The 15,999-nt window shown below is 72.4% G+C and carries 15 protein-coding genes; 6 read left to right on the forward strand and 9 right to left on the reverse strand.

Features of this window, described 5'->3' with window-relative positions; all coding sequences use genetic code 11:
• Window positions 1-59 precede the first annotated feature (59 nt).
• From ABZ805_RS13990 to ABZ805_RS14005, 4 genes are all read left to right on the forward strand, one after another.
• Window positions 60-380, forward strand: coding sequence for a CU044_2847 family protein (locus ABZ805_RS13990; protein WP_358439197.1), 321 nt, complete (start codon window positions 60-62; stop codon window positions 378-380).
• 72 nt (window positions 381-452) lie between these two features.
• Window positions 453-1,430: a deoxyribose-phosphate aldolase gene (deoC, locus tag ABZ805_RS13995; protein WP_358439200.1), complete on the forward strand. Its 978-nt coding sequence runs from the start codon at window positions 453-455 to the stop codon at window positions 1,428-1,430.
• Window positions 1,427-2,860, forward strand: coding sequence for an aldehyde dehydrogenase family protein (locus tag ABZ805_RS14000; protein ID WP_358439202.1), 1,434 nt, complete (start codon window positions 1,427-1,429; stop codon window positions 2,858-2,860). Before deoC ends, ABZ805_RS14000 begins: the two co-directional genes overlap by 4 nt.
• A complete protein-coding gene (locus tag ABZ805_RS14005) occupies window positions 2,850-3,734 on the forward strand; it encodes an aldehyde dehydrogenase family protein (protein ID WP_358439205.1) in 885 nt (294 codons plus the stop codon). Before ABZ805_RS14000 ends, ABZ805_RS14005 begins: the two co-directional genes overlap by 11 nt.
• A 180-nt stretch (window positions 3,735-3,914) precedes the next feature.
• Here the strand turns inward: ABZ805_RS14005 and ABZ805_RS14010 are convergent, their stop codons facing one another.
• From ABZ805_RS14010 to ABZ805_RS14020, 3 genes are all read right to left on the reverse strand, one after another.
• Complete coding sequence (locus tag ABZ805_RS14010; RefSeq protein WP_358439208.1) at window positions 3,915-4,520, reverse strand: hypothetical protein; 606 nt, start codon at window positions 4,518-4,520, stop codon at window positions 3,915-3,917.
• On the reverse strand, window positions 4,517-4,870 hold the full coding sequence (locus ABZ805_RS14015; RefSeq protein ID WP_358439211.1) for a PadR family transcriptional regulator: 354 nt from the start codon (window positions 4,868-4,870) through the stop codon (window positions 4,517-4,519). The genes ABZ805_RS14010 and ABZ805_RS14015 overlap by 4 nt, the downstream gene beginning before the upstream one ends.
• A gap of 153 nt (window positions 4,871-5,023) precedes the next feature.
• Window positions 5,024-5,548: an SMI1/KNR4 family protein gene (locus ABZ805_RS14020; RefSeq protein WP_358439213.1), complete on the reverse strand. Its 525-nt coding sequence runs from the start codon at window positions 5,546-5,548 to the stop codon at window positions 5,024-5,026.
• A gap of 265 nt (window positions 5,549-5,813) precedes the next feature.
• Between ABZ805_RS14020 and ABZ805_RS14025 the strand changes: the two genes are divergently transcribed.
• Window positions 5,814-7,046, forward strand: coding sequence for a primosomal protein (locus tag ABZ805_RS14025; protein WP_358439216.1), 1,233 nt, complete (start codon window positions 5,814-5,816; stop codon window positions 7,044-7,046).
• Between the two features lie 188 nt (window positions 7,047-7,234).
• Here ABZ805_RS14025 and ABZ805_RS14030 read toward each other — a convergent pair whose 3' ends face one another.
• On the reverse strand, window positions 7,235-8,323 hold the full coding sequence (locus ABZ805_RS14030) for an adenosine deaminase (RefSeq protein WP_358439219.1): 1,089 nt from the start codon (window positions 8,321-8,323) through the stop codon (window positions 7,235-7,237).
• A 289-nt stretch (window positions 8,324-8,612) separates the two neighbouring features.
• Between ABZ805_RS14030 and ABZ805_RS14035 the strand changes: the two genes are divergently transcribed.
• Window positions 8,613-9,818 (forward strand): hypothetical protein, encoded by a 1,206-nt coding sequence (locus tag ABZ805_RS14035; protein ID WP_358439221.1) that lies wholly within the window; start codon window positions 8,613-8,615, stop codon window positions 9,816-9,818.
• A gap of 136 nt (window positions 9,819-9,954) precedes the next feature.
• On the opposite strand, the gene ABZ805_RS14040 is transcribed toward ABZ805_RS14035, so the two are convergent.
• The 5 genes from ABZ805_RS14040 to ABZ805_RS14060 all read right to left on the reverse strand — a co-directional run bounded on the left by ABZ805_RS14040 (window position 9,955) and on the right by ABZ805_RS14060 (window position 15,972).
• On the reverse strand, window positions 9,955-11,232 hold the full coding sequence (locus tag ABZ805_RS14040; protein WP_358439224.1) for a thymidine phosphorylase: 1,278 nt from the start codon (window positions 11,230-11,232) through the stop codon (window positions 9,955-9,957).
• A 302-nt stretch (window positions 11,233-11,534) separates the two neighbouring features.
• Window positions 11,535-11,912, reverse strand: a complete 378-nt coding sequence (locus tag ABZ805_RS14045) for a cytidine deaminase (protein WP_358439227.1) — start codon at window positions 11,910-11,912, stop codon at window positions 11,535-11,537.
• A gap of 174 nt (window positions 11,913-12,086) precedes the next feature.
• Window positions 12,087-13,343 carry an ABC transporter permease gene (locus ABZ805_RS14050; protein ID WP_358439230.1) on the reverse strand — a complete coding sequence of 419 codons (1,257 nt, stop codon included), beginning with the start codon at window positions 13,341-13,343 and terminating at the stop codon, window positions 12,087-12,089.
• Complete coding sequence (locus tag ABZ805_RS14055; protein WP_358439233.1) at window positions 13,340-14,401, reverse strand: ABC transporter permease; 1,062 nt, start codon at window positions 14,399-14,401, stop codon at window positions 13,340-13,342. Before ABZ805_RS14055 ends, ABZ805_RS14050 begins: the two co-directional genes overlap by 4 nt.
• Window positions 14,401-15,972, reverse strand: a complete 1,572-nt coding sequence (locus tag ABZ805_RS14060) for an ABC transporter ATP-binding protein (RefSeq protein ID WP_358439236.1) — start codon at window positions 15,970-15,972, stop codon at window positions 14,401-14,403. Before ABZ805_RS14060 ends, ABZ805_RS14055 begins: the two co-directional genes overlap by 1 nt.
• Window positions 15,973-15,999: the final 27 nt, after the last annotated feature.

Consider the following 15,999-nt stretch of genomic DNA (forward strand, 5'->3'; position numbering starts at 1 on the left):
CGCGGCCCGCCGGGCCGCTAACTTGATCTCGGATCGGTTCACCGGCACGGGAGCGGAACATGGGTCAAGTGGTCAGCATGCCGCTGGCGGGCGGCGGCGAGGTGCTCATCGAGGCCGCCGAGGACGCCTCGGGCGCGCAGCGCGTCGGCCGCGGCGACGTGGTGCGGCGCGCCGGCGAGACGCTGCAGGAGTCGCTGGGCAAGGTCCGCCCGGCCGCCGAGGCGGTGCTCGACGAGTTCCGCGCGATGGACACCACCCCCTCGAAGATCAAGGTCCAGTTCGGCGTCAAGCTCACCGGCGAGGCGAACCTCGCGGTGGCGAAGACCTCCGGCGAGGCCAACTTCACGGTCACGCTGGAATGGGAGCCGACGGGCTCGTGAGTGGCCCGTTCGACCGAGCCGGGCGGGCGAACGGACCGTTCACCGCGGCGGTGCTGACCTAGACTGCGCGGCATGGTCGAACCACTGGACGGTCCGCGCACCGGCGCGCTGCCGCCGGAACTCGCCGAGGTCACCCGGGACGAGCGGTCGCTGCGGCGATTCCTGCACGGCCTGCCCGGCGTGGACCAGGTGGGGCTGGAGCAGCGCGCCGCGGGACTCGCCACCCGCAGCATCAAGAAGGACGCCAAGGCGTGGGCGATCGACGCCGCGATCGGCATGGTGGACCTGACGACGCTGGAGGGCGCCGACACCGAGGGCAAGGTGCGCGCGCTGGCGGCGAAGGCCCGCCGCCCCGACGCCGAGCACCCGGACACCCCGCCGGTCGCGGCCGTGTGCGTGTACCCGGACCTGGCGGCGACGGCGGTGGCGGCGCTGGCGGGTTCCGGTGTCGGCGTGGCCTCGGTGGCGACGGCGTTCCCGTCCGGCCGGTCGGCCCGGCAGGTGAAGCTGGACGAGGTGGCGCTCGCGGTGTCCGCCGGAGCGTCCGAAGTGGACATGGTGATCGACCGGGGCGCGTTCCTGTCCGGTCGCTACGGCCAGGTCTTCGAGGAGGTCCAGCAGGTGAAGGCGGCCTGCGGCGACGCGCACCTGAAGGTGATCCTGGAGACCGGCGAGCTCGCCACCTACGACAACGTGCGCCGCGCGTCCTGGCTGGCGCTGCTGGCGGGCGGCGATTTCATCAAGACCTCCACCGGCAAGGTCTCCCCCGCGGCCACGCTGCCGGTGACGACGCTGATGCTGCAGGCCGTGCGGGACTGGCGGGACCGCACCGGTGAGCCGCGCGGGGTGAAGCCGGCGGGCGGCATCCGCACCACGAAGGACGCGATGCGCTACCTGGTCGCGGTCCGCGAGGTCGCCGGGCCGGAGTGGCTGACCCCGGCGCTGTTCCGCTTCGGCGCGTCGAGCCTGCTGGGAGATCTGCTGATGCAACGACGAACGCAACGCACCGGCCACTACGCGGCCGCGCACCACGTGGCGGTGGACGCATGAGCGACTGGGAGTACGCGCCCGCGCCGGAGTCGGCGGCCGTGGCGAACCTGCGCGACCGGTACCGGATGTTCGTGGACGGCGAGTTCACCGACGGCGCGGGCACCCCGCTGACCACGATCAACCCGGCCACCGGCGAACCGCTCGCCGAGGTCGCCACCGCCGCCCAGTCCGATGTGGACACCGCGGTGCGGGCGGCGCGGCGCGCGTTCGAGACCACCTGGGGCCCGATGCCGGGCGCGGAGCGCGCGAAGTACCTGTTCCGCATCGCCCGGCTCATCCAGGAGCGCGGCCGGGAGCTGGCCGTGCTGGAGACGCTGGACAACGGCAAGCCGATCAAGGAGTCCCGCGACTCCGACATCCCCACCGCCGCGGCGCACTTCTTCCACCACGCGGGCTGGGCGGACAAGCTCGGCTACGCCGGGTACGGCCCCGAGCCGCGGCCGCTGGGCGTGGCCGCCGGGGTGATCCCGTGGAACTTCCCGCTGCTGATGCTGGCGTGGAAGATCGCCCCCGCGCTGGCCTGCGGCAACACCGTGGTGCTGAAACCGGCCGAGACCACGCCGCTGTCCGCGCTGGTGTTCGGCGAGCTGTGCCAGGAGGCCGGGTTGCCGCCCGGTGTGGTGAACGTCCTGCCCGGCGCCGGTGACGTGGGCGCGCAGCTGGTCGCGCACCCGGACGTGGACAAGGTCGCGTTCACCGGTTCCACCGCGGTCGGCAAGGAGATCCAGCGGACGCTCGCCGGGAGCGGGAAGAAGCTCACCCTGGAGCTCGGCGGGAAGGCCGCGAACATCGTGTTCGACGACGCGCCGCTGGACCAGGCGGTGGAGGGCGTCGTCGGCGGCATCTTCTTCAACCAGGGCCAGGTGTGCTGCGCGGGATCGCGGCTGCTGGTGCAGGAGTCGATCGCCGAGGAGCTGCTCGGCAAGCTGCGCTCCCGGGTGGAGCTGCTGCGGGTCGGCGACCCGCTGGACAAGAACACCGACGTCGGCGCGATCAACTCGGCCGAGCAGCTGGCCCGCATCACCGACCTCGTCTCGGCCGGGGAGGCCGAGGGCGCGACCCGGTGGAGCAGCTCGTGCCCGCTGCCGGAGCGCGGTTTCTTCTTCTCCCCCACCGTGTTCGGCGAGGTGCAGCAGTCGATGCGCATCGCGCGCGAGGAGATCTTCGGCCCGGTGCTGTCGGTGCTGACGTTCCGCACCCCGGACGAGGCGATCGCCAAGGCGAACAACACCCCGTACGGCCTGTCCGCGGGCGTGTGGACGGAGAAGGGTTCCCGCGCGCTGTGGGCGGCGCAGCGGCTGCGCGCCGGCGTGGTGTGGGCCAACACGTTCAACCGGTTCGATCCGACCGCGCCGTTCGGCGGCTACCGGGAATCCGGGTTCGGCCGCGAGGGCGGCCGCGCCGGTCTGGAGGCATACCTTGACGTCTGAGCAGCACGAGCCCGCCCGGGTCGCGGTGGCCAAGACCTGCAAGCTCTACGTCGGCGGGAAGTTCCCCCGCTCCGAGTCCGGCCGGGTGTACCCGGTGCGCGACGCGGCGGGAGCACCGCTGGCGAACGTGGCGCACGCGTCGCGCAAGGACCTGCGGGACGCGGTGGTGGCCGCGCGCGGGGCGTTCCCCGGCTGGTCCGGGGCCACCGCCTACAACCGCGGCCAGGTGCTGTTCCGCATCGCCGAGGTGATGGAGGGCCGCCGCGCCCAGTTCACCGCGGACGTCGGCGCCGCGGAGGGCCTCGGTGCGGACGCGGCCGCCGCCGTGGTGGACGCGGCGATCGACCGGGTGGTGTGGTTCGCCGGTTGGACGGACAAGATCGCGGGCGTGCTGGGGGCGGCGAATCCCGTTGCGGGGCCGTACTTCTCGTTCAGCGTGCCGGAGCCGAGCGGCGTCGTCGGCGTGCTCGCCCCGCAGGACTCCTCGTTGCTGGGACTGGTGAGCGTGCTCGCGCCGGTGCTGGCGACGGGCTGCACCGCGGTCGTGGTGACCAGCGCGGAACGCCCGCTGCCCGCGGTGACGCTGGCCGAGGTGCTCGCGACCTCCGACGTGCCGGGTGGCGCGGCGAACCTGCTCACCGGGCGGGCCGCGGAGCTCGGGCCGTGGCTGGCCGCGCACGGCGAGGTCGATGCGCTCGACCTCACCGGCGCGGACGCGGAACTGCGCCCGGAGCTGGAGCGGGCCGCCGCGGGCAGCGTGAAGCGGGTGCTGCGCGCCGGACGCGGTGAACCGGACTGGGCCGCCGCCCCCGGCTTGGCGCGGCTGCGCGCGTTCACCGAGATCAAGACCACCTGGCACCCGATCGGCACCTGACCGCTCGCCGCCGCGCGGCGGCGGACTGCGACGGCGGAACGCGGTGGCCGCCCCGGTGCCGCGTTCCGGACGGGCGCCACCTGCTCAGCAGGTGGACCGCCGGACCGACCTCGCGGCCGCGGTCCCCACCCGGGTGCGCGGCGCGACCGGCTCCGCGCACCCGGCCACCGGGTCCTCCGCTCAGGCCGGGGGAACGACCCGGCAGCGCCGGATCGCGAGGATCAGCACCCGGACCGCGCCCGCGAGCAGGACCGCGCCGAGGACGATCGCCACCCAGCCGGGCAGCTCGAACAGCACCGGCCCGTCGCCGAGCAACCGATCCACCACGTTCGTGCCCGCGATGGCGAGCAGGCCCGCGACCACCGCACCGGCGGCGTACCAGCGCCTGCCGCGCAGCGCGGTCCCCGCGCGGAACGCCGCCCCGACGGCCACCACGACCAGCAGCAGCATCCACACCGCGCCGACCGCGTCGGCGAGCGCGAACGGCACGGGCCCGCCGACGCCGTCGACGAGGAACTCCAGCCCGAACAGGGTGAGCGCGGCGGTGCCGAGCGCGCTGCCGAGAACGGCGGGCCGGGACCGCTTCGCGGGATCGCCCTCCAGCTGCGCGGCGACGTGGGCGGCGTACTCGCGCGGAGTGCCGAAGGCCTCGACCGGGTCTTCACCGGATTCGGCGAGGTGCGCCTCCACCTCCGCGAGCACGTCGCCGACGCGGGCGCCGGAGATCTCGTGCCCCCGCAGCGCGATCAGCAGCTCGTCCCGGTACTTCTGAGCCTCGATCGTCATCGTCCCGTCCCCCGTTCGATCACCGAGCTCGCGCTCTTCGCGAACTCCGTCCACTTCGGTCCCTGTTCGGCGAGCACCGCGCGTCCCCGTTCGGTGAGGGCGAAGAACTTGCGGCCGGGGCCGCTCTCCCCCGCCCGCCACTCGGTGCTCAGCAGCCCGTCGGCGGCCAGCCGGTTGAGCAGCGGGTACAGCGTTCCCGCTTTCATGTCCGGCAGTCCGGCCTCGGCGAGCCGTTGCAGCAGCAGGTACCCGTAGCCCTCCCGGCTCTCGGCGAGCAGCGCCAGGACCGCGAGGTCGAGGACACCGCGCAGCCATTGGGTCTGTCGCGCATCGGGCTTCTTCTCAGGCACATCCCCAAGGTAACACCAACTAGTAGGCGAGGCCAACTAGTAGGCCGAGCCAGGGTTGGTGCGGACGAAAAAACCGCCCACCCGGGGCGATCCGGGTGGGCGGTGCGGAGCAACGGTCCGCGTCCCCGACCGGGACGCGGACCACCGGCGGGATCAGCGGACCTGCCAGTCCAACCTGCCGTCCTCGGTGACCGTCGGGTGGCTGTACCCGGCGGGGGCTCCTTCGGTCAGCGAGCGGTGCACGTCGGAGAGCATCGACGAGATGTCCCGCCACTCCGGCCGCTGCACCTGCCCCGCCTCCTGCTCCCACTCCAGCACGCAGCCCCGCATCGGCCCGGGCCGCAGGTCCACCACCAGCTCGTCGGCGAACCCGTCCCCGGCGATGGGGATCCACGCCGGGTGGTAGCTCGACCCCGGCGAACCCGCGTAGTAGTCGCACGCGGGCCGTTCCCACTGCGCCGCCCAGATCTCGCGGTGCCCGGCCCACACCTGCCACGCGCGCTGCGCGCTGTAGGGCGTGTAGAACGGCGGCAGCACGTCGGCGAGGACGTCACCCTCGGTCCCACCGCAGGTCGACCACCACTCGCGCAGCTCCGCAGGCAACCGGATCTCGAATTCCGCCTCCAGTTCGGCGAAATCCGGCGGCGGGGAAGGCGGGAGCAGGGCCGCTGCGGTCACCGGTGCGTGCTCACCCAACCAAAGCACGATTCTCGTCCACAGCTCCGTGACATCCATTCGCATCATGATCGACGGGGCCACCGGGCGCCGGTACCGCCAACCGTGATCATGCCCACCCGGCTCACCTCGGACGACCCGTCCCGCCGGTTCGGTTGCGAGGCCGCTCGACATGGTCGATACGGTGGGCAGCCCGACCGGACGGCAGGCGTGCGGTGGGGAACCCGTAGGCTTCGCGGACGTCTGTTCGGCGACCGGAGGTAGGAAGATGGCGCAGGACATCGTCCCCATCGAACTGGGGCTGCCGCAAGGCGACGTGGTGACCCTGTGGGCACCGCGCTGGCGGGAGGACGGCGAGGACTGGGAGGCGTTCCTGGGCCACGACGAGGACCTCTACGCCTTCCCCGATGCCGCCCGGCTGGCCGCGTTCGTGCGCACCGCCCGGGAGCACGACCTCGACGACCACCCGGCCTGGCACGTGGTCCCCGCGCTGTCCGCGGTCGAGCTGAACCCGGACGAGGACCACCAGTTCGACCTGGTGGGCGTGCCCGAACTGGTCGCCGACACCCCCGACGTGTGGACGATCAACGAGCTGCACGACATCGTGGAGATCGCGCGTTCGCTGGCCGACGTGTGCGAGCTGGACACGGTGCACGAGGTGCTCGACGCCGCCACCGGCTTCAGCCTGCTGGACCAGGGAACCCTGGTGTTCACCGGCAAGGACGGCCAGAAGCGCTGGTCCGAGCTGTGCGCCGTGGTCGCCGAGCGCTGGGACGACCTGCTCGACGCCCTCGACGGCGTGGTGGCCACCCCCGAGGTACCCGCGGACGCGGTCGCCACCGCCGAGACCGAGCTGGCCGAGGCGATGGAGCACGACGGCGCGGAGAGCTCCGAGTCCGACGACGACTCCGATGTGGACCCGGTGGACGAGGAGTCCGAGCCCGGGTTCTGGGGCGAGATCGGCATCGACCCGATCCGCATCACCACCGCGCAGGGCGAGTTCTACTCGCTGCGCTGCTACCTGGACGACGACCCGGTGTTCCTCGGCTCCGACGGGCGCATCGACGTGTTCGGCTCGCCGCGCGCGCTGGCCCGTTTCCTCGCCGAGGACGCCGCGCTGGAGGACAACGACCTGACCCGGGTCGCGACCTGGCCGCAGGTGGCGCAGCGGGCGACCGGCGGCGAGCTGGAGATCGAGGTCGGGGCGGACAACAGCTACGTGCTCACCGGGCTGGACGAGGACCTCGCCGCCGGACCGTCCGAAGTGGACGCGAACCAGCTGGACCTGGCGGAGGAGCTGCTGCTGGACGCGGCGGCCTGGGCCGACGACAAGACCGTGGACGAGGCGCTGCAGCCCTCCGAGCTGCTCGGCTGGCTGGTGTCGTTCGTGCTGCGCCCCAACCCGAACCGGATGCCGCCGAGCCCGCCGTTCGACGACGAGGTCGCGGCCTGGCGGGAACTCGTGGCCCAGTTCGAGGACCAGCGCCTGCGCAAGCACTGACCCCGCGCAGCGGAGTCTCGCTACTTCTGCTGCAGAGCGCTCGGGTGGCGGAACCTCAGCGGTTTCCTCGCGAGGAAACCGCTGAGAACCCGCGGCGGTGCCGGCATCTCGGGTGGTCGTCGGCTCAGCGGCTCCGCCGCTGACGGGAAACCGACAAGACCCGCCGGGCGGGGTTCAGGGCCGTTCCGTCACCCCATCAGCGTGGCGTAGCCCGGCTTGATCACGTCGTTGATGACCGCGAGCCGGTCGTCGAAGCCGAGGAACGACGACTTCATCGCGTTCACCGTGAACCACTGCATGTCCGCCCAGCCGTAGCCGAAGGTCTCGTGCAGCGCGGCGAACTCGCTGGACATCGAGCAGTGGCTCATCAGCCGATTGTCGGTGTTGACCGTGACGCGGAACCGCAGCCTGCTCAGCAGCCCGATCGGGTGCTCGGCCAGCGAGGCCGCGGCACCGGTCTGCAGGTTCGACGAGGGGCACATCTCCAGCGGGATGCGCCGGTCCCGCACGTAGGACGCCAGCCTGCCCAGGTGCACCTCGCCGTCCTCGTCGACCTTGATGTCGTCGACGATCCGCACCCCGTGCCCGAGCCGCTCGGCACCGCAGTGCTGGATCGCCTCCCAGATCGACGGCAGCCCGAACGCCTCACCGGCGTGGATGGTGAAGTGCGCGTTCTGCTGGCGCAGGTATTCGAAGGCGTCCAGGTTGCGGGTGGGCGGGAAGCCGGCCTCCGGACCCGCGATGTCGAAGCCCACGACTTCGGCGTCGCGGTAGCGGACCGCGAGCTCCGCGATTTCCGCGGAACGGGCGTTCTGCCGCATCGCGCACAGCAATGTTCCGATCCGGACAAGCTTTCCTTGCGATTCCGCACGACGCTCACCTTCGCGGAATCCGTCCTGCACGGATTCCACGACCTCGGAAAGGCTCAGTCCGCCTTCCTGGAACAACTCCGGCGCGTAGCGGACTTCCGCGTAGACCACCCCATCGGCGGCCAGGTCCTCGACACATTCGGCGGCCACCCGGCGCAGCGCATCCGCCGTCTGCATGACGGCGACGGTGTGCGAGAACGTCTCGAGGTAGCGCTCCAGCGAGCCGGAATCGGCCGCTTCCCGGAACCACGCGCCGAGTTCGGCCGCGTCCTGGTGCGGCAGCCCGTCGTACCCGGCCGCGGTGGCCAGGTCGATCACCGTCTGCGGGCGCAGACCGCCGTCGAGGTGGTCGTGCAGCAGGACTTTGGGGGCCAGTCGGATCGTGTCCAAGCTCACCGGTGTTGACATGGCCCTACGTTACAACCCGGCCACGGTCGTCCGGTGCGCGCGGCGGCGGCTGCGAAGACCACCCGAATGCACGTCGTCCGGGAAGTCACCCGTACAGACCAAGGGTGACTCCGGAGGCCCAACGGCACCTCGAAATCTTCGGCCGAACAGCCCAGCGAAGGCCCACCATTCGGAGTGATGGTTCACCTGAACCTCACTCAATGTATCCGGGGGCGGCTGGGAACCCGGGAAACGACTAGCTACGCTCCTTGAGTCCTCAACCTGCCCCTCGACGAAGGACGTCCGAGCCGTGAACGAGAACATGTCCTTCGACCGCATGCGGAACATGCTCACGCGTGCGGCCGAAATCCGCGAGAGCGAGCAGCAGCAGATTTTCGACGCACTCGACGAGATCCACGCCCGGATGTCCCCGCTGGAATCGTTGGGCTCGGTTCGCAAGCGGCTGTCCGAACTCCCCGACCGCACCGAGCTCGGCGTGCTGACCGAGCGCGTCGACGAAGCCCTCACCAAGATCGACGCCCAGGACGGCGTGATCGGTGACGTCAAGGCCGCGGTGGAGGGCCTGTTCGACAAGCTCGCCAAGCCGTTCGCGCAGCTCGACGGCCGCCTCGACGGCGTGTCCGGCCGCTTCGACGGCGTCGCGGGCCGGATGGACGGGTTGGAGGACAAGCTCGCGCACATCCACAAGCGCCTGGACGAGCTCGGCGGCCACCTGGACAAGCAGGACTCCCGCCTGGAGGCGCTGCCCGGCTCGGTCACCGGCCCGGTCCGCGAGCGCATCGACGGCTTGGAGACCAGCCTCCGCGGCCGGTTCGCCGAGATCGACGAGGGCGTGCACGAGCACCTCGACGGCACCCGCGAAACGCTGCAGCGCGCCGTCACCGAGACCGGCAGCGGCGTGCAGAACGCCGTCACCGAAGCCGTCACCGGTGGCCGCGACCAGCTGCAGACCGGCATCGACGCCCTCGCGCAGCGCCCCGCGGTGGACCCGACGGACAAGCTGGACAAGCTCGCCGAGCGCCTCGAGCAGCTCACCGAGCGGCTGGACCGCGTCTCCGGGCGGCTGGACAACGTCGAGGACAACGTGCACACCCGCATCGAAGCGGTGGAGCAGGGCGTCAGCACCCGGCTGGACACGGTCGAAGAGGGCGTCAAGACCGGGTTCGGCGAGCTCGGCGGCACGCTGGCGCAGAACCTGTCGCAGATCAGCGGCACCCTCGCGTCCCGCCCGGACTCCGAGGCGGTGAACTCGATGGTGCGCGAGGCCAGCGAGGAGACCGAGCGCAAGCACGCGGGCCAGCTCGACGAGGCCATGGCCACGTTCGCCGAGCTGATCCTCGGCGGCAGCGGCCCGTCCAGCCCGCCGCCGCCCACCACGCTGCCCCGCCAGCAGCGCAACCGCGGCCGCTCGAAGAGCGCCAAGCGCGACGGCGAGGCGAAGGCGCTGGGCTCCGACGACTCGTCCGACGAGGGCTACGCCGCCGAGAGCGCCTGAGCTCCGCAGCACGGCTGATCTCCGCAGCACCGACAGGGCCGCGGTTCCTCCGGGAGCCGCGGCCCTGCCGCGTTCCCGCACCGGGTGGCCTGCCCGCCCCGATCCGGCCGGGCGGGCAGGCCGTTCGCCCGGGAGGTCAGGGGCGGATCGTGTCGATGATCAGGTCGGCCGGGGTGTGCGCGGCGGCGACGGCGATCGCGCCGGTCAGCGCCTCACGGGCGGCCGGGATCTTGCCGGCGTCGTCGGTGTGCAGCTCCAGCAGCGGAGCGCCCGCGGTGACCCGGTCGCCGGGTTTGGCGAGGCAGCGGATTCCCGCGGCGTGCTGCACCGCGTCCTCCTTGCGGGCCCGGCCCGCGCCGAGCCGCCACGCGGCCAGGCCGACCGCGTAGGCGTCCAGCGCGGACAGCACGCCGTCCTCCGGCGCGGCGACGGTCTCCACGTGCGCGGCGCGCGGCAGCGGTGCCTCCGGATCACCGCCCTGGGCGCCGATCATGGCGCGCCACGAGTCGTACGCCTTCCCGGACGCCAGCACCTCCGCCGGGTCCACATCGGACAGTCCGGCGTGCGCGAGCATCTCCCGCGCCAGCGCCAGCGTGAGCTCGACGACGTCGGCCGGGCCGCCGCCCTGCAGCACCTCGACGGACTCCGCGACCTCCAGCGCGTTGCCGACGGCGACGCCCAGCGGCACCGACATGTCGGTGAGCAGCGCGCTGGTGCGCACCCCGTGCGCGGTGCCGATGGACACCAGCTCGTCGGCGAGGGCGCGGGCCTGCCGCTGGTCCTTCATGAACGCGCCGGAACCGCACTTCACGTCCAGCACCAGCGATCCGGCGCCTTCGGCGATCTTCTTGCTCATGATGGAGCTGGCGATCAGCGGGATGGATTCGACGGTGCCGGTGACGTCGCGCAGCGCGTACAGCTTGCGGTCGGCGGGCGCGATGCCCTCGGTCGCGGCGCACACCACGGCGCCGAGCTCGGTGAGCTGCGCGCGGATCTGGGCCGCGGTGAGCCCGGACCGCCAGCCCGGGATGGATTCCAGCTTGTCGAGCGTGCCGCCGGTGTGCCCGAGGCCGCGCCCGGACAGCTGCGGCACCGCGGCGCCGCAGGCCGCGACGAGCGGGGTGAGCGGCAGCGTGATCTTGTCGCCGACGCCGCCGGTGGAGTGCTTGTCCACCGTGGGCCGGGGCACGCCGCCGAGGTCCAGCCGCTCTCCGGAGGCGATCATCGCCGCGGTCCAGCGGGCGATCTCGGCGCGGTCCATGCCGCGCAGCAGGATCGCCATGGCCAGGGCGGACATCTGCTCGTCGGCGACCGCGCCGCGGGTGTAGGCGTCCACGACCCAGTCGATCTGCTCGTCGGCGAGCCGCCCGCCGTCCCGCTTCGCCCGGATCACGTCGATCACCGAGTGCGCCATGCCATTCCCTCCACCGAGCCCGACCCGCTGCCGAGCGCCACCCCGATCAGATCACTTCCGCAGTCCCCACGACACCGACGAGGCCGCCGATCATCCGGCAGCCCGGTCGTTCCTCTCAGCGACGCAGTCGCTGAACTGCCGACCACCAGAGCCACCGGCACCGCAGCGGGTTCTCAGCGCTTTCCTCGCGAGGACAGCGTTTTCGCATGTGGCGGAGCCACCTGTGAAAACGATCCCGCAGCGAGGAGAGCGCTGAGGTTCCGCCACCCGCCCCACCTCGCAAGACGCCCCCCGGAGGCCTTTCACAACTCAAAAGCGTCCGGGAGAACTTGTCGCATGGGGAGAACTCCCCGAGGGGTGTCCACCAGGCAGTCCGGGCCGCCCAGTTCCTGCAGCAGCTGGCGGCACCGCCCGCACGGCATCAGCAGTTCGCCCTCCCCGCTGCGGCAGGCGACGGCGACGAACCGGCCGCCACCGGTCAGCCGCAGCTGCCCGGCCATCGTGCACTCGGCGCACAACGTCAGCCCGTAGGACACGTTCTCCACGTTGCAGCCGACGACGAGCCGCCCGTCGTCGCAGATCGCGGCCGCGCCGACCTGGAGCTTCGAATACGGGCAGTAGGCCTTCGCCGCGACTTCGACCGCCGCGGCCCGCAGGGCCTCCCAGTTGATGGTGTCCACATCGCTCCCGAGCTCGTTCCGGTGTCCGGAAGACCTTCGCACGCGCGCGGCGGGAAAGCTTCCGCCGTGCGGACCGGCCCCGGGCGCGGTGCCCGGGGCCGGTCGGTCGATGCCGGGCCGGTCGATTGATGCCGAGCCGGTCGGTCGATGCCGGACCGGTCCGCGGCCGCCGGGTCAGTCCTCGCCGCGCCGGTACGGGACGCCGACCGCGGCGGGTGGTCGCAGGTGCTGCGCGGCGGCCGCGAGGACCACGAGGGTGACCAGATGCGGGGTGTAGGCGGTCAGCTCCTCCGGCAGTTGGTCGGTGTACCAGTACACCGAGTACACGACCGCGGCGCTCACGGCGGCGATGCCCGCGGCGAACCACCGGCGCCGGTACACCTGCACGGCGGAGACGACCACCAGCACCAGCGTGGCCGCGTAGAACAGCGCGTGCACCGTGGTCTCGCCGCTGCGCAGCTGGAGCCCGTCGGAGTAGCCGAACAGCGCCGCCCCGCCGAGCAGCCCGCCCGGCCGCCAGTTCCCGAAGATCATCGCCGCGAGGGCGATGTAGCCGCGGTTGTTGGTCTGGTTCTCCAGGTAGCCGGCCTGCCCGGGGTTGAGGATGAGCGCGGCGCCGCCGAGCCCGGCCAGCGCTCCGGACACGATCACCGCGAGGTACTTGTACCGCTGCACCGGCACGCCGAGCGAGGCGGCGGCGACGGGGTTCTCCCCGCAGGACCGCAGCCGCAGCCCGAACGGCGAGCGCCACAGCACCAGGTAGCTCACCGGCACCAGCAGGTACGCCAGCATCGTCAGCGGCGACACCCCGGTGACGAGCCCGCCGATGATGCCCGCCGCGTCGGAGATCCCCACCCGTTGCAGGGATTCCAGCGAACGCAGCCATTCCCCGAAGGGGTAGGCCGAGTAGGTGTCGAACTTCGGCACCGGCGGCGATTCCCGCGGGTTCTGCGAGATCGGCTCGAACACGAGGCTCGACAGGTACTGGGTGACGCCGAGCCCGAGGAGGTTGACGGCGACGCCGGAGACGATGTGGTTCACCCCGAAGCTCACCGTCGCGACGGCGTGCACGAGCCCGCCGAGGGCGCCGAACGCGGCCGCGGCGATGAGCCCGGCGACGGGTCCCCACTGGTACCCGGCCCAGGCACCGCCCCAGGTGCCGAGGACCATCATGCCCTCCAGCCCGATGTTGATCACACCGGCGCGTTCGGCCCACAGCCCGCCGAGCCCGGCGAGCAGGATGGGCACACCTAGGCGCACCGCGGACTGCACGGTGCCGGAGGCGGTCAGCTCGGGCAGTCCCGTCGCGTACGAGGTGTAGGAGACGGCGACGACCGCGACGGCGACCCACAGCGCGGCGCGCGCCCAGCCGGGCATGGTGCGCCGACGGGTCGCGGGCCGGGTGGGGCCGGGGGTGAGCGTGGCGGTCATACCGCACCTCCGGACAGGACCTGGCCGACGCGGCGCTGTTCGGCGTCGAGCCTGCGGCGCCGCACCAGTTCGTAGGCGACGACGACCGACAGCACGATCGTGCCCTGCAAGATGATCACGATCTCCTTCGGTACGCCGATGTTGTCCAGCGTCAGCGAGCTCTTGTCCAGGAAGGACCACAGCAGCGCGCCGAACGCGACCCCCACCGGGTGGTTGCGCCCGAGCAGCGCGATGGCCAGCCCGGCGAAGCCGTAGCCGGTGGGGAAGGTGATGGTGAACGTGTGGTCGCGGCCCAGGATCTCCGGCAGCCCGGCGAGTCCCGCGACGCCGCCGGAGAGCAGCATCGCGCCGAGCACCATCTTCTTCGAGCTCACCCCGCCTGCCAGCGCAGCGGTCGGCGACAGCCCGGTGGCGCGCAGCTCGAACCCGAACCGGGTGCGGCCGAGCAGCACCCAGTAGGCGGCGCCGACGACGGCGGCCAGCAGCACCAGCCCGAACACGGTTCCGGCGGAGCCGAGCGGAATTCCGGGCACCTGCCCGGATTCGCCGATGAGCGCGGTGCCCTGCGTGTTGCCGCGCAGTTCGCCGAACTGCTTGACGAGGAACGCGATCACGCCGCCCGCCAGCACGTTCAGCATGATCGTCGAGATGACCTCGGACACGCCGCGGTAGATCTTCAGCAGCGCGGCGATGCCCGCCCACGCGGCACCGGTGGCCGCGCCGACGACGATCACCACGAGGGCGTGCACCCCGAACGGCAGGCTCAGCGAGCCGCCGACGATGGCCGCCACGCACGCGGCGAGCCGGTACTGGCCTTCGACGCCGATGTTGAGCAGGTTCATCTGGAACCCGACGGCGGCGGCCAGCGCCACCAGGTAGTAGGCGGCCGCGGTGTTGACGATGTCCACCGCGGTGGTGCCGGTGCCCACCTGGGTGATCATCTCGCCGAGCGCGGCGATCGGGTTCGCCCCGGACAGCAGCAGCACCAGGCTGCACAGCACCACGGCGAACGCGATCGCCAGCACCGGCGGCAGCAGGGTCGAGCGCTTCGCCCCCATCAGTCGGCACCTCCCCCGGAAGTTCCCGTCATGGCCGCGCCGAGCCGTTCCGGCGTGACGGTGCGCGGATCGGCTTCGGCGACGAGCGCGCCGCGGAACAGCACCCGGATCGTGTCGGACAGCCCGATCAGCTCGTCGAGGTCCGCGGAGATCAGCAGCACCGCGAGCCCGGCGGCCCTTGCGGTGCGCAGGTGCTCCCAGATCCCGGCCTGGGCGCCGACGTCCACGCCCCGGGTGGGGTGCGCGGCGATGAGCAACTCCGGATCACCGGAGAGCTCCCGGCCGACGACCAGCTTCTGCTGGTTGCCGCCGGAGAGCGCGACCGCGTCCACGTCGATGCCGGGGGTGCGCACGTCGAACTCGGCGACGATGCGCTCGGTGTCGGCGCGCGCGCCCGCCCGGTCCAGCCACGGCCCGCGCGCGGCGGGCCTGCGGGTCTGGTGACCGAGGATCCGGTTGAACCACAAGGATTCGTCGAGCAGCAGGCCGTGCCGGTGCCGGTCCTCCGGCACGTAGCCGATGCCCGCGGCGCGGCGGCGCAGCGTGGACAGCCGGGTCAGGTCGGTGTCGCCGAGCCGGATGCCGCCCGCGCTGATCGGCCGCATCCCGAGCACGGCTTCGACGAGTTCGGTCTGCCCGTTGCCCTCGACGCCCGCGATGCCGACGACCTCGCCCGCGTGCACCACGAGGTCGACGTCGTCCAGCACCGCCCGCCCACCGTCCACTGCGGACAGTCCGGTGATGGTGAGCACCGGGCGATCGGTGACGGTGGAGTCGCCGGTGGACGGGTCGGGCAGTTCGCTGCCGACCATCAGCTCGGCCAGCTCGCGGGTGGTCACCTCGCTCGCGGGCACGGTGCCGACGGTGGTGCCGCGGCGCAGCACGGTCACCGCGTCGGCGATGGCCAGCACCTCGTCCAGCTTGTGCGAGATGAACAGGAACGTGAAGCCGCGCTCCCGCATGGCGCGCAGCGTGGTGAACAGCTCCTCGACCTCCTGCGGCACCAGCACCGCGGTCGGCTCGTCGAGGATGATCGTGCGGGCGCCGCGGTAGAGGACCTTGAGGATCTCCACCCGCTGCCGGTCGGCGACGCCGAGCCGCTCCACCAGCTCGTCCGGCCGCACCGCGAACCCGGCCTGCTCGGCGAGCTCCGCGATGCGGCGCCGCGCCCGGGCGCCGATGCCGTGCTCCTGCTCGGCGCCGAGCACCACGTTCTCCAGCACGGTGAGGTTGTCGGCGAGCATGAAGTGCTGGTGCACCATGCCGACGCCGTGCCGGATCGCGTCGGCAGGGGTGCGCAGCCGCACCTGCTCGCCGCCGAGCTCGACGGTGCCCTCGTCCGGCGACTGCATGCCGTAGAGGATCTTCATCAGGGTGGACTTGCCCGCCCCGTTCTCCCCGCACAGCGCGTGCACCTCCCCGGCGCGCACGGTCAGGTGCACGTCGGAGTTGGCGACGACGCCGGGGAACGACTTGGTGATGCCGTGCAGCGCGACGGCGGGCGGTCCCTGATCGGGGACGCCTGCCGCGGCGAGGGGCGGACCGGGGTCGTCCGGTCTGGTGGTGCTCATCTGACTCCGTCTCCGGGCCGCGCACCG

Origin of the sequence: Saccharopolyspora sp. NPDC047091, from assembly GCF_040643635.1 — a bacterium.
GTDB lineage: Bacteria > Actinomycetota > Actinomycetes > Mycobacteriales > Pseudonocardiaceae > Saccharopolyspora_C.

What these genes read in the sequence shown, in the direction of transcription:
- ABZ805_RS14030 (WP_358439219.1), bottom strand. Translation starts at nt 8,323, where the DNA reads ATGTCAACACCGGTGAGCTTGGACACGATCCGACTGGCCCCCAAAGTC.
- ABZ805_RS14000 (WP_358439202.1), top strand. Translation starts at nt 1,427, where the DNA reads ATGAGCGACTGGGAGTACGCGCCCGCGCCGGAGTCGGCGGCCGTGGCG.
- deoC (WP_358439200.1), top strand. Translation starts at nt 453, where the DNA reads ATGGTCGAACCACTGGACGGTCCGCGCACCGGCGCGCTGCCGCCGGAA.
- ABZ805_RS14010 (WP_358439208.1), bottom strand. Translation starts at nt 4,520, where the DNA reads ATGACGATCGAGGCTCAGAAGTACCGGGACGAGCTGCTGATCGCGCTG.
- ABZ805_RS14025 (WP_358439216.1), top strand. Translation starts at nt 5,814, where the DNA reads ATGGCGCAGGACATCGTCCCCATCGAACTGGGGCTGCCGCAAGGCGAC.
- ABZ805_RS14060 (WP_358439236.1), bottom strand. Translation starts at nt 15,972, where the DNA reads ATGAGCACCACCAGACCGGACGACCCCGGTCCGCCCCTCGCCGCGGCA.
- ABZ805_RS13990 (WP_358439197.1), top strand. Translation starts at nt 60, where the DNA reads ATGGGTCAAGTGGTCAGCATGCCGCTGGCGGGCGGCGGCGAGGTGCTC.
- ABZ805_RS14050 (WP_358439230.1), bottom strand. Translation starts at nt 13,343, where the DNA reads ATGACCGCCACGCTCACCCCCGGCCCCACCCGGCCCGCGACCCGTCGG.
- ABZ805_RS14055 (WP_358439233.1), bottom strand. Translation starts at nt 14,401, where the DNA reads ATGGGGGCGAAGCGCTCGACCCTGCTGCCGCCGGTGCTGGCGATCGCG.
- ABZ805_RS14040 (WP_358439224.1), bottom strand. Translation starts at nt 11,232, where the DNA reads ATGGCGCACTCGGTGATCGACGTGATCCGGGCGAAGCGGGACGGCGGG.